This is a genomic window from Cupriavidus sp. BIC8F, assembly GCF_032465815.1.
Lineage (GTDB): Bacteria > Pseudomonadota > Gammaproteobacteria > Burkholderiales > Burkholderiaceae > Cupriavidus > Cupriavidus necator.
Genome location: NZ_CP136095.1, coordinates 351903 through 363900, shown reverse-complemented (window position 1 = coordinate 363900; position 11998 = coordinate 351903). Strand labels below are relative to the sequence as shown.

Genomic DNA, 11998 nt, shown 5'->3' with positions numbered 1-11998 from the left:
GGCCGCTCACGCTGGGGTCAACCCCGGCAACCCCGCAATCGCCTGCGCCAGGTAGTCCAGCAACACCCGTACCCGCGCCGGCTGGTAGCGCCGCGACGGATAGGCCAGGAAGGCTTCCTGCGCCGGACCGCTCCAGCGTGGCAACACGCGCTGCAAGGCACCGCTGTCGAGCAGGTCCTGCACCAGCCATGCCGGCGTCATGCCAAAGCCGGCGCCGGCCAGGAAGCTCTCGCGCATCGCCAGCGAATTGTTGATGCGGTAGCGGCAGGGCGCGCTGACCAGCGCCTGCCCGCCGGGCCCGTCGAGCACGATCTCGTCGCCGGCGGCCAGCCAGGTGAAGCGCAGGATCTGGTGCCGCGCCAGGTCGGCCGGTTGCCGGATGCGCGGATGGCGTGCGAGGTAATCGGGCGAGGCCACCAGCAGCCGCGGCGACACCGCGATGCGGCGCGCGACCACGTTGGGTGGCAGCGAGGCGCCGAGGCGCACTGCGATGTCGACGCCCTCCTCCACCAGGTCGACAAAGCGGTCATCGAACAGCAGCTCCACCTCCACCTCCGGATAGCGCTGCTGCAACGCCAGCACCAGCGCATTGAGCCGCAGCACGCCGAAGCTGGCCGGCGCGCTGACGCGCACCCGCCCGGCCGGGTGCCCGGACATGCCACGCGCATCGCTGACCGCCTCGCCGTATTCATCCAGCACGCGGCGCGCACGGTCATAGAAGCGCCGCCCCGCCTCGGTCGGCGACAGGCTGGTGGTGCTGCGCTCCAGCAGCCGCACGCCCATGTCTTTCTCCAGCGCAGCCACGACCTTGCTGATGGTCGGCTGGGTCGACTGCTGCTCGCGCGCCACCGCCGACAGGCTGCCCAGCTCCACGGCGCGCACGAAGACCTGCATTGCCCTGATGGTGTCCATCCCGTTCCCTGTGCCCACTCATTCCATCGTGGCATGAGCGATATGCCATTCTGCCCGCTACCTGCCATTTCTGGAATGCAATACCTTGGGCGTCGTCCCGGCACCAACGCCGGTCCACGAACCGAGGCAAAACCCATGTTCCGCATTCCCCGCATCCTGCGCCGCCTGACTGCGCTGACGTTCTCCGCCACCATCGCCAGCACCGCGGCGCTGGCCAGCCCCTTGCAGGACCCGGCCTGGCTGACCAGCTGGATGGCAAGCCAGCAGCCGGTGTGGCAGCCCGGTGCCCAGCCGCTGCCGACCGGCGTGCCCACGGTGCTGTCCGGCCAGACGCTGCGCCAGGTGGTGCGGCTGAGCGTGGGCGGCAAGCGGGTGCGCGTGGTGCTGTCCAACCCCTACGGCCGCCACCCGGTCGCGGTCGGCGCGGCGCAACTCGCGCGCCATGCCGGCGGCGGCAGCATCGATGCGGCGGGCAGCCGCGCGGTGACATTCGGCGACAGTGCGTCGGTGATCATCCCGGCTGGCCAGTCCGTGGCAAGCGATCCGGTCGCCATCGAGGCCCCGGCAATGAGCGAACTGGCACTCAGCCTCTACCTGCCGCAAGCCACCGCGATCGAGTCGTTCCATTGGGATGGCCGCCAGACCGCGTGGCTCGCGGCCGGCAACGCGACCACGCAGGCCACGCTGCCTGCGCCGCAGTCGTTCAGCGCACGCATCCTGCTCAGCGAGGTGCAGGTCGATGCGCCCGGGCATGCCGGTGCCGTGGTGGCCATCGGCGATTCGATCACCGAGGGCAACGGCTCCACCCCCGACACCAACCGCCGCTGGCCGGACGTGCTGGCACAGCGTGCGGCCGGCAGCGGCGTGGCTGTGCTCAATGCCGGCATCTCCGGCGGCCGGCTGCTGCGCGATGGCATGGGGGTGTCCGCGCTGGCGCGGCTGGATCGCGACGTACTGAGCCAGCCGCATGTGCGCACCGTGATCGCGGCGATCGGCATCAACGATATCGCCTGGCCGGGCTCGACCTTTGCACCGGGCGACGCGGTGCCGCAGGCCGCCGAGCTGATCGAGGGCTACCGCCGCCTGATCGCGCGCGCCCATGCGCGCGGCGTGCGCGTGATCGGCGCCACCATCACGCCGTTTGCGGGGGCGCTGCGCGATACGCCGATCCGCGGCTATGACGGTCCGGGCAAGGAAGCGGTGCGGCTGGCGGTCAACGACTGGATCCGCAACGGCGGCGCGTTCGATGCGGTGGCGGACTTCGACGCCGCGGTGCGCGATCCCGCGCGCCCGCAGGCGCTGCTGCCGGCGTTCGACAGCGGCGACCACCTGCATCCCGGCGACGCGGGCTATCGCGCCATGGCGGCGCAGATCGGGCTGACGCTGCCCGAGCTTGCCCGTCAGTCCCGGTCCGGCGCCCCCGGTGGAAAGAGCGGGCGGTAAGGCCGTGCCTCATCCACCGCGCGCGCGAACGATGGCCGCGCCAGCAGCCGGTTGCGATAGGCGCGCACGTTGGCGCACGCATCGGGGATGGGATGCACCCAGTCCGCATAGAACAGCGATGGCGCGGCAGCGCAATCGGCCAGCGTAAAGGCGCCGCCCGCGGCCCATTCCCGCCCCGCGAGCGTTGGCTCCAGCCAGGCATAGGCCGAGTCAAGCAGCTTGCGCGCCTCGGCCACGCCATAGGCATCGCGGTGCTCCGCCGGGCGCAGGTAGTCGGCCACGATGCGTTGCATCGGCGTCATCACGTACTGGTCGAAGAAGCGGTCGAGCATGCGCACTTCCAGCGCGGCATCGGGCGGCTCCGGCAGCCAGCGCACGGGGCCGCGGTGATGCTGGTCCAGGTAGTCGATGATGATGCTCGATTCGAGCACCGTGCGGCTGCCGTCCACCAGCACCGGCATGCGCCTGAGCGGCCACAGCCTGGCGAGCTCGGCCATGTTCTGCGCGTGTTCTGGCGACAGCATCCGGAACTCGAAGGGAATGGCGTTCTCGTACAGCGCAACCAGAACCTTCTGGCAATAGGACGAAAACGGGTGGGCGTACAGCTCCATCGTGGTCTCCGGTGGTGATCTTCCGTGGTGGTCGGCGCGCCACTACTGCTGCGCCGCAAAGCGATCGGTCGCGGCAATCAGCTGGTCCATGATGCCCGGCTCGGTCCACGCATGGCCGGCGCCTTCGATCAGGTGAAAATCGGCATTGGGCCACGCCTGGTGCAGTGCATAGGCATAGCGCACCGGGCACGGCATGTCATAGCGGCCGTGCACGATCACGCCGGGGATGTCGGCCAGCTTGTGCGCGTCGCGCAGCAGTTGCCCGTCTTCGAGCCAGCAGCGGTGCGTGAAGTAGTGGTTCTCCAGCCGCGCGAACGCCAGCGCGAAGTGCCCGTCGTCATACTTGGCGCTGTTGCCGGCGTCCGGCAGCAGCGTGATGGTCTCGCCTTCCCACACGCTCCATGCGCGCGCCGCTTCCACCTGCTTGTCCTGGTCGTCGCCGGTCAGCAGCTTGCGGTAGGCGGCCATCATGTTGCCGCGCTCGGCATCGGGCACCGGCGCCTGGAAACGCGCCCACTTGTCGGGAAACATCTCGGACACGCCGTATTGGTAATACCAATCCAGTTCCGCCTGCGACACCGTGTAGATGCCACGCAGCACCAGTTCGCTGACGCGCTGCGGGTGCTTCTGCGCATAGGCCAGCGCCAGCGTCGAACCCCATGAGCCGCCGAACACCAGCCAGCGCTCCACGCCGGCCAGATCGCGCAGGCGCTCGATATCGTCGACCAGGTGCCAGGTGGTGTTGGCCTCCAGCCCGGCATGCGGCGTCGAACGCCCGCAGCCGCGCTGGTCGAACAGCAGCACGTCATAGCGCGCCGCATCGAACAGCCGCCGGTGGTCCGCGGAGATCCCGCCACCCGGCCCGCCATGCAGGAACACCGCCGGCTTGGCACCGGGCGTGCCCACGCGCTCGTAGTGGATGACATGCCCGTCGCCGACATCCAGCGTGCCGGTTTCATAGGGCTCGATTTCGGGATAGAGGGTGCGCAAGGCAGGCATGGATATGGGTCTACGGAGATCGGGAGCCACAGTGTACGCCGGAGGGAAGCACCTTGCCGCAGGGGGCAGGCCGGCGCGCTATACGCGCTCTAGCACGCGATGCGGCGGAGGCGGCAGGCTGACCGAGATGGCATCACCGGGACGCACCACGCCGCCAGTGACCACGACGCCCATGACGCCAGCCTTGCGGACCAGCGTGCCGTCCTCGGCCCGCCCCAGCACCTGCGCCAGCAAACCCGGCCGGAATGCTTCGATCTGCCCGCAGGGGTTGCGCAGGCCGGTCAGCTCGACCATGGCGCTGGCGCCAAGCTGCAGCCGCGTGCCGACGGGCAGCGCGTGCAGGTCCAGGCCTTGCGTGGTGATGTTCTCGCCCAGGTCGGCGGGCCCGATGTCGAAACCGGCGCGGTGCAGTTCGGCGTGGAGCTCCATGCCGATCAGGTGGACCTGGCGCAGGTTCGGCTGAGTGGGATCCACGCGCACCCGCGAGCGGTGCTTGACGGTCTGGCCGGCATGGGCGTCGCCTTCTATGCCCAGGCCAGCAAGCAGCCGGATCTCGTTGCGCAATTGCTTAGAGAAATCATGCGTTGCTGCGGAAGCAACGGCAAGGACAATGGCCGGCTCGATATGGACGGCATATAGCATGGGCAATCACCTGGCGACATGCAAGCCTTGCTCAGAATTGTGTAACTCTACAATAGCGGGCCCTTAACCGGCGAACACCGCCTTCACCCAGTCCCTCAGCAACCGCGTAGCGGGACGCTCCGCGGCGCGCTCGCTGTAGACAAGGTCATAGCGGAAGCTCTCCAGCGACAGCCCGAACGGCTGCACCAGCACGCCCGAGGCCAGTTCTTCCGCGACCAGCGTCAGGCTGAGCAGGCCGACCCCCTGCCCCGCGATGGTGGCCTGCACGGCGTGGATCTCGTCGGTAAAGCTGAGGCCGGCCTGCGGATCGGTGACCTCGACGCCGGCATGCGCCAGCCACTGGCGCCATACCGGTGCGCGCTCGTCATCGCGCGCGCCGGCGCCCCACTCGAAGTGCACCAGCGTGGCGTGCTTCAGGTCTTGCACGCTGGCCAGCTTCAGGCCGGGGCTGCAGACCGGCGCAAACCGGTCGCAGAACAACGGCTCGACCACCAGCCCGGGATAGCTGCCGCTGCCGTAGCGGATGGCAGCGTCCGCATCGCGGTCCAGGTCGACGATCTGGTCCGACGCATCCAGGCGCAGCGTCCAGTCAGGGTGGGCCGCGCGGAACTGGCCGGCGCGCGGTGCCAGCCGCCTGGCCATGAAGGCAACAGTCGACGTCAGCGTGGCAACGTTGGTCTGTCCGCTGCGCTGCACCGCCAGCACGGCGCGCTCCATCCCGTCCAGGCCGTCCCGCACCGCGGGGAACAACAGATGCCCGGCAGGCGTCAGGCGCACCTTGCGGGTCTGGCGCTCGAACAGCTTCACGCCAAGGCTCTCTTCCAGCAAGCGGATCTGGTGGCTGACCGCCGTCGGCGTGACGTGCAGTTCGTCCGCCGCGTGCTTGAAGCTGGCGCGCCGGGCGGCGGCTTCGAAGGTGCGCAGGGCACCCAGGGGCGGCAGTTTGCGCACGCCTCCTCCTTAGATGAGATGTATTCATGCGTCGACTGAAAAGCGACCATTTGTCGCGGCCCTAGCTCGCTCCGATACTTGACCTATCAGATGGCCGCCCAGGCAATCAGGTGAATTTTACTAAATCATCTACCGGAGTCAGCAATGCTGCTGGAACAAGTCCACACTCAACCCGACCCCTACGCTCCCTATTTGCTTTCGCAAGCCATCCGGGCCGGCGGCTTCCTCTTTGTTTCCGGCCAGGCCGGGGTGGGCGACGATGGCGCCATCGTGGGCCGTGACGACTTCGATGCCCAGGCCGAGCAGGCATTCAGCAACCTCAGGCGCGCGCTGCAGGCGGGCGGCTCGGGGCTGGACCGCGTGGTGAAGGTGACGATCTTCCTGACGTCGATGGAACACTTCCCGAAGATCGTCGAACTGCGCCGAAAGTGGTTCTCCGCGCCTTATCCGGCTGACACCATCGTAGAGGTCTCGGCGCTCTACTCGCCGGACGCGAAGATCGAGATCGAAGCCATCGCCCTGGCCGCAGAGGCTGCGCGATGACCACGCCCGCCACCCCCTCGCTGTTCGATACGCTGGCGCTGAACGGCGTGCCGCTGCGCAACCGGCTCGCGGTGGCGCCAATGACGCGCATCAGCGCCACCGCAGCAGGCGCTCCCACCGAGGCCATGACCCGCTACTACGCAGGCTTCGCCCGCGGCGGCTTTGGCCTCATCGTCACGGAGGGCATCTATACCGACCGTGCCTACGCCCAGGGCTATGCGGGCCAGCCCGGTTTGACGGACGCGCAGCAAGTGGCCGCGTGGCGCCAGGTTGTTGCCGCGGTCCACCAGCAGGGCGGACGCATCGTGGCCCAGCTGATGCATGCCGGTGCGCTGTCGCAAGCCAACCGCTTCCGCGACGACACGGTCGGGCCCTCGGCCGTGCAGCCCAAGGGGCAGCAGATGGCCGTGTATGCCGGCAAGGGTCCATACCGGATCCCGCGCGCCATGGCAGAGCCAGACATCCTGCAGGCGATCGAAGGCTTTGCGCAGGCCGCCCGGCTGGCCCGTGACGCCGGTTTCGACGGCGTTGAAATCCACGGTGCCAATGGCTATCTGCTGGATCAGTTCCTCACGGACTATACGAATCAACGCCAGGACGCCTGGGGCGGCAGCATCGCGCAGCGCATGCGCCTGCTGCTGGAAACCGTCCGTGCCGTGCGCGTTGCCGTGGGTGCGGGCTTTCCCGTCGGCATGCGCATCTCGCAAGGCAAGGTGAACGATTTCGTCCACAAGTGGCCGGAAGGCGCGGAGGGCGCGGCCGCCGTTTTCTCTGCGCTTGGGGCGAGCGCTGTGGACTACCTCCACGTGACGGAGTACGAGGCATGGCAGCCCGCCTTCGCGGACGACGGCGCGACGCTGGTGCAGCTTGCACGCCGTGCCGCGCCCGGGCTCCCGATCATGGCCAACGGCAGCCTGCATGAGCCATCGCGCGCGAACGGCCTGCTGGACGATGGCGCCACGCTGGTCGCGCTCGGACGCGGCGCCCTTGCGAATCCGGACTGGCCGGTGCTGGTGCGCGAGGGACAGCCGGTGCGGCCATTCGATGCGGCCGTTCTCGCGCCGCTGGGCAATATCAAGGATGTCGAGCTGGCCATGCGTGAAACTCGCGCGGTGGTGACGCCAGGCTGACGGCATCGCCTGCGCTAGTGCTGCGCGTGATCCCTGCGCCAGCTGGCCGGCGCCATCCCGAAGTGCGCCGAAAACCACCGCGTAAACGAACTGGCCGACCCATAGCCCAGCAACTGCGACACCCGCAGCAGCGAATAGCGTGGATTCTCCACGTACCGTCGCGCCAGTTCGCGCCGCACGTCGTTCAGGATGTCAGTGAAGGTCTCGCCCGCGTCGTCGAGCTGGCGCTGCATGGTGCGCAGGCTCAGGCCCAGGCCCTCCGCCACGGCTTCACAGGTGGCGCGGCCCATTGGCAGCATCAGGTAGATCGCGGCGCGCACTTCATGGCCGATGGATTGCGGGTTGGCGCGCGGCAGTGTGTCGATGAATTGCTGTGCGTAGCGCGCCATGACCGGGTCCGCCGTCGGGTTCGGCGCGTCGAGGTCGGCCGCGCGGCAGATGATGCCATTGCAGTCCGCGTTGAAGTCCAGCGGGCAACCGAACAGGCGGCGATGGATGCGCAGGTCGACCGGCGGCGCATGCGTGAAGCTCACGCCGATCGGCTGCCAGCGCGGGCCGAGCAGCAGCGCGCACATGCGGAAGACGACACCGATGGCCAGCTCGGTGGCCTGCCGCGAGGGCGCGTCGCTGAGCACTTCCTGCCGGATGACCACGGCGCTGCCGGCATCCTCGAGCAACAGCGCCACCGAGTCGTTGACCAGGTGCCGGTAGCGGATGGTGGTGGCCAGCGCGGCGCGCAGCGTGGGCTGCTGGCTGATCAAGAGGCTCATCACGCCAAAATCCGACAGCTGGCGCGACTCCGCCATGCGCAGCCCGAAGGTCGGGCAGGCCGACGCCTGCGCGGCGGCTTCCAGCAGTGCCACGCAGGCGCTGAGCGGGACGCGCTGGTCGGGATCGTCCAGCCAGGCCCGCCGCAGCCGCGCCTGGCGCAGCAACGGCTGCGGGTCCAGGCCAAGGTCACGTGAAACCTCGAGGAAGTTGGTCAGTGCGGCAGCACGTATCAGGGTTTCCAAGCCAGCGTTGCCTTGCGATGAGATGTCAGTTGGGGGCGCGGTCTGCCCGCCGCAGCAGCGATCATAGGGCCGCGTGGCATGAAATGCAAAGTCATCGGTAGCCAATGCAAAGCCGGCCGGGGCGGCAATCACTACAGTTTCCTGTATCTGCAGTGTGATCTGCACCAACGAAACCCCAGGAGACAAGACCATGGCAAACGTTGTCCGCATGTATGAGACCGGCGGCCCCGAAGTGCTGCGCTACGAACACATGGAAGTGGGCGATCCGGGCCCGGGCCAGGTCCGCATCCGCCACGTGGCTGTGGGACTGAACTACGCCGACACCTACTTCCGCAATGGCACCTATCCCGTGCCCTTGCCCAGCGGCATGGGCGTGGAAGCCGCCGGCGTGGTGGTATCCGTCGGCCCGGGCGTGACCAATGTGGCGGCGGGCGACCGCGTCACCTATACCGGCTTCGTCAACACGCTGGGCGCCTACAGCACCGAGCGCCTGGTGCCGGCCGCGCCGCTGATCCGCCTGCCTGAGAGCATTGCCTTTGAAACCGCCGCGGCCATGACCATGCGCGGGCTGACCTCGGCCTACCTGATGCGCCGCATTTATCCGTTCAGCCAGGGCGACACCATCCTGCTGCATGCCGCGGCGGGCGGGGTCGGGCTGATCGTGTCGCAGTGGGCCAAGCTGCTGGGCCTGACCGTGATCGGCACGGTGTCCACCGAAGCCAAGGCCGAAGTGGCGCTTGCGCACGGTTGCGACCACATCATCTATTACACCCGCGAGGACGTGGCCAAGCGCGTACGCGAGCTGACCGACGGCGTGGGGGTCTCGGTGGTATTCGACAGCGTCGGCAAGACCACCTTCATGGCGTCGCTGGATTCGCTCAAGCGGCGCGGCACCATGGTGTGCGTGGGCACCGCGTCGGGCCCGATTCCGCCGTTCGACCCGGTGCTGCTGGCGATGAAGGGCTCGCTGTTCCTGACGCGCCCGGCGCTGGCCGACTACATCGCCGACCCCGCGGAGAAGCAGGCGCTGGCGGGCGAGTTGTTCGACCACGTGGGCGCGGGTCGCATCCGCATCGGCATCAACCAGCGCTATGCGCTGGAAGACGCGGTCCAGGCGCACCAGGACCTGGAGGCGCGCCGCACCACCGGTTCGTCGATCTTCGTCATCTGAGAACTACAACAGAGGAGACAACACCATGCACGCAGATCCCCTGACCTGCACCATCGGCGCCGAACTGAGCGGCGTCAGCCTGGCCGATGCGTCACGCGACGCCGGCCTGTTCGCCGAGATCAAGGCGCTGCTGCTGCAGCACAAGGTGCTGTTCCTGCGCGACCAGGACATCACCCGCGCCGAACACGTTGCCTTTGCCCGCCGCTTCGGCGAACTGGAAGACCACCCGGTGGTGGGCAGCGACCCGGAACACCCGGGCCTGGTGCAGATCTACAAGTCGCCCGACAGCAAGGTCGAGCACTACGAGAACTCCTTCCATTGCGACGCCACCTGGCGCCAGGCGCCGCCGATGGGCTGCGTGCTGCGCTGCGTGGAAACGCCGGCAGTGGGCGGCGACACCATCTGGGTGAACATGGGCGAGGCGTACCGGCGCCTGCCGCAGGACATCAAGGCCCGCATTGAAGGCCTGCGCGCCAAGCACAGCATCGAGCACACCTTCGGCGCCAATATGCCGCCGGAGAAACGAGCCGCGCTGGCCGCGCAGTTCCCAATGGTGGAGCATCCCGTGGTGCGCACCCACCCGGAGACGGGCGAGAAGGTCCTGTTCGTCAACGCCTTCACCTCGCACTTTGCCAACTACCACCGCGACGATGTGGTCCGCTTCGGCAAGGATTTCATGCCCGGCGCGGGCGATCTGCTGCACTACCTGTGCGCGCAGGCGGAGATCCCGGAGTACCAGGTCCGCTGGCGCTGGAAGAAGAACAGCGTGGCGATCTGGGACAACCGCTGCACCCAGCATTACGCGGTGCAGGACTATGCGCCCACGGTGCGCAAGATGGAACGCGCCGGCATCATCGGCGACGTGCCGTTCTGACGGAGGCGGGCAGACATGCAACCAAACCTTGTGCCTGCGGCGCCGCAGGCCTACGCCTATCCCTTGCTCGTCAGGCAGCTGCTGCTCAATTCTCTGTCGCTCTACGGCGACCAGCAGATCACGTACCGCAGGCAGCAGCGCCATAACTATCGCGAATTCCGCCAGCGCGTCGGCCGGCTGGCTTCCGCGCTGGCCGCGCAAGGGGTAGCGCATGGCACCACCGTGGCGGTGATGGACTGGGACAGCCACCGCTACCTGGAATGCTATTTCGGCGTGCCGATGATGGGCGCGACGCTGTTCACGGTCAACGTGCGGCTGTCGGCGCAGCAGATCCTGTACACGCTGAACGATTCCGGCGCCGAGGTGGTGCTGCTCCATCCGGACTTCCTGCCGGTAATTGAAGAGATCCGCGGCCAGCTGACCAGCGTGCGCAGCTTTGTCCTGCTGGCCGACGGCCAGCAGGTGCCGCCGACATCGCTGCCATTCTGCGGCGAGTACGAGACGCTGCTGCGCGCGGCCTCGCCCGACTTCGACTTCCCCGAGTTCGACGAGAACACCCGCGCCGCCACCTTCTACACGACGGGCACGACCGGCGATCCCAAGGGCGTGTGCTACAGCCATCGCGACATCGTGCTGCATGCGCTGGCCTCGGCCACGAGCCTGTGCGCACCGCGCGAAGGGCAGCGCCTGCACCGGGAAGACGTCTACATGCCGATCACGCCGATGTTCCACGTGCTGGCCTGGGGCATCCCGTATGTCGCGGTCATGCTCGGGCTGCGCATCGTGCTGCCGGGGCGCTATGCGCCGGACATGCTGCTGCAGTTGCGCGAGACCGAGCGGGTCACGTTCTCGCACTGCGTGCCGACCTTGCTGCAGATGCTGTTGCAGGCGGCGCAGGCAAGCGGCCAGGACTTGTCGGGCTGGAAGCTCATCATCGGCGGCTCGGCGCTGCCGCCGGCGTTGTGCGAGGCTGCCCTCGAGCGCGGCATGGATGTGTTTGCCGGCTATGGCATGTCGGAAACCGGCCCCATCGTCGCGCTGGCCCAGTTGCCGCCAGGCGACGCGCCTCGCGACCATGAGACCGAAGTGCGCATGCGTTGCTCGACGGGCCGGCCGGTGGCAATGGTGGACTTCCGCCTGGTGGACGAGTCCATGCACGACGTGCCGCGCGACGGCCGGGCGCGCGGCGAGATCGTGCTGCGCGCGCCATTCCTGACCAGGGCATACCACGGCAAGCCCGAGGCATCGGCCGAGCTGTGGGCCGGCGGCTACCTGCATACGCAGGACATCGCGGTAATGGGGGCCGACGGCTTCGTGCAGATCGTCGACCGGATCAAGGACGTGATCAAGACCGGCGGCGAATGGGTCTCGTCGATCGAGGTCGAGAGCCTGGTCACGCAGGTGCCGGGCGTGCAGGAGTGCGCGGTCATCGGCGTGCCGGATGCCAGGTGGGGCGAGCGGCCGATGGCATTCGTGGTGCGCCAGCCTGGCACAACCGTGACCGCGGATGCGATTCGTGCGTCGCTGCTGGCGCGCGTCGAGGCCAACCGGCTCAGCAAGTATGCGGTGCCGGAATCGGAGCGGATCCTGTTTGTCGACGAGATCCCGAAGACCAGCGTCGGCAAGATCGACAAGAAGCGCTTGCGCAGCACCGGCGCCTGAACCGGCAGCAGGAAGAAGAAGGGGCAGCCTCGGATGAGGCTGCCCTT

The 11998-nt window shown here is 68.2% G+C and carries 12 protein-coding genes; 6 read left to right on the top strand and 6 right to left on the bottom strand.

Annotated elements, in window-relative coordinates; translation table 11 throughout:
- Window positions 1–6: 6 nt before the first annotated feature.
- Complete coding sequence (locus RS901_RS21860; RefSeq protein WP_316155792.1) at window positions 7–912, bottom strand: LysR family transcriptional regulator; 906 nt, start codon at window positions 910–912, stop codon at window positions 7–9.
- A gap of 135 nt (window positions 913–1047) precedes the next feature.
- Between RS901_RS21860 and RS901_RS21855 the strand changes: the two genes are divergently transcribed.
- Window positions 1048–2355 (top strand): SGNH/GDSL hydrolase family protein, encoded by a 1308-nt coding sequence (locus RS901_RS21855; RefSeq protein ID WP_316155790.1) that lies wholly within the window; start codon window positions 1048–1050, stop codon window positions 2353–2355.
- Here the strand turns inward: RS901_RS21855 and RS901_RS21850 are convergent.
- The 4 genes from RS901_RS21850 to RS901_RS21835 form a co-directional block, all read right to left on the bottom strand.
- Window positions 2313–2966 carry a glutathione S-transferase family protein gene (locus RS901_RS21850; protein WP_316155788.1) on the bottom strand — a complete coding sequence of 218 codons (654 nt, stop codon included), beginning with the start codon at window positions 2964–2966 and terminating at the stop codon, window positions 2313–2315. The genes RS901_RS21855 and RS901_RS21850 overlap by 43 nt on opposite strands.
- 42 nt (window positions 2967–3008) lie before the next feature.
- The gene (gene pip / locus RS901_RS21845; RefSeq protein ID WP_316155786.1) at window positions 3009–3965 is read right to left on the bottom strand and encodes a prolyl aminopeptidase; all 957 of its coding nucleotides are present in this window, start codon (window positions 3963–3965) and stop codon (window positions 3009–3011) included.
- A gap of 78 nt (window positions 3966–4043) precedes the next feature.
- A complete protein-coding gene (locus tag RS901_RS21840; protein ID WP_316155784.1) occupies window positions 4044–4607 on the bottom strand; it encodes an MOSC domain-containing protein in 564 nt (187 codons plus the stop codon).
- 63 nt (window positions 4608–4670) lie between these two features.
- Entirely contained in the window at window positions 4671–5558 is an 888-nt protein-coding gene (locus RS901_RS21835) for a LysR substrate-binding domain-containing protein (protein ID WP_316155781.1), read from the bottom strand.
- 144 nt (window positions 5559–5702) lie between these two features.
- Here RS901_RS21835 and RS901_RS21830 point away from each other — a divergent pair, with 144 nt between their 5' ends.
- A complete protein-coding gene (locus tag RS901_RS21830) occupies window positions 5703–6101 on the top strand; it encodes a RidA family protein (RefSeq protein ID WP_316155779.1) in 399 nt (132 codons plus the stop codon).
- The gene (locus RS901_RS21825; RefSeq protein ID WP_316155777.1) at window positions 6098–7231 is read left to right on the top strand and encodes an NADH:flavin oxidoreductase; all 1134 of its coding nucleotides are present in this window, start codon (window positions 6098–6100) and stop codon (window positions 7229–7231) included. Before RS901_RS21830 ends, RS901_RS21825 begins: the two co-directional genes overlap by 4 nt.
- 14 nt (window positions 7232–7245) lie before the next feature.
- Here RS901_RS21825 and RS901_RS21820 read toward each other — a convergent pair whose 3' ends face one another.
- On the bottom strand, window positions 7246–8244 hold the full coding sequence (locus RS901_RS21820; protein WP_316155775.1) for an AraC family transcriptional regulator: 999 nt from the start codon (window positions 8242–8244) through the stop codon (window positions 7246–7248).
- A 190-nt stretch (window positions 8245–8434) separates the two neighbouring features.
- Between RS901_RS21820 and RS901_RS21815 the strand changes: the two genes are divergently transcribed.
- The 3 genes from RS901_RS21815 to RS901_RS21805 are packed head-to-tail and all read left to right on the top strand — an operon-like array spanning window position 8435 to window position 11951.
- On the top strand, window positions 8435–9415 hold the full coding sequence (locus tag RS901_RS21815; protein WP_316155773.1) for a quinone oxidoreductase: 981 nt from the start codon (window positions 8435–8437) through the stop codon (window positions 9413–9415).
- Window positions 9416–9440: 25 nt separating this feature from the next.
- A complete protein-coding gene (locus RS901_RS21810; protein ID WP_316155771.1) occupies window positions 9441–10289 on the top strand; it encodes a TauD/TfdA dioxygenase family protein in 849 nt (282 codons plus the stop codon).
- 15 nt (window positions 10290–10304) lie between these two features.
- A complete protein-coding gene (locus RS901_RS21805; protein ID WP_316155769.1) occupies window positions 10305–11951 on the top strand; it encodes a fatty acid--CoA ligase in 1647 nt (548 codons plus the stop codon).
- Window positions 11952–11998: the final 47 nt, after the last annotated feature.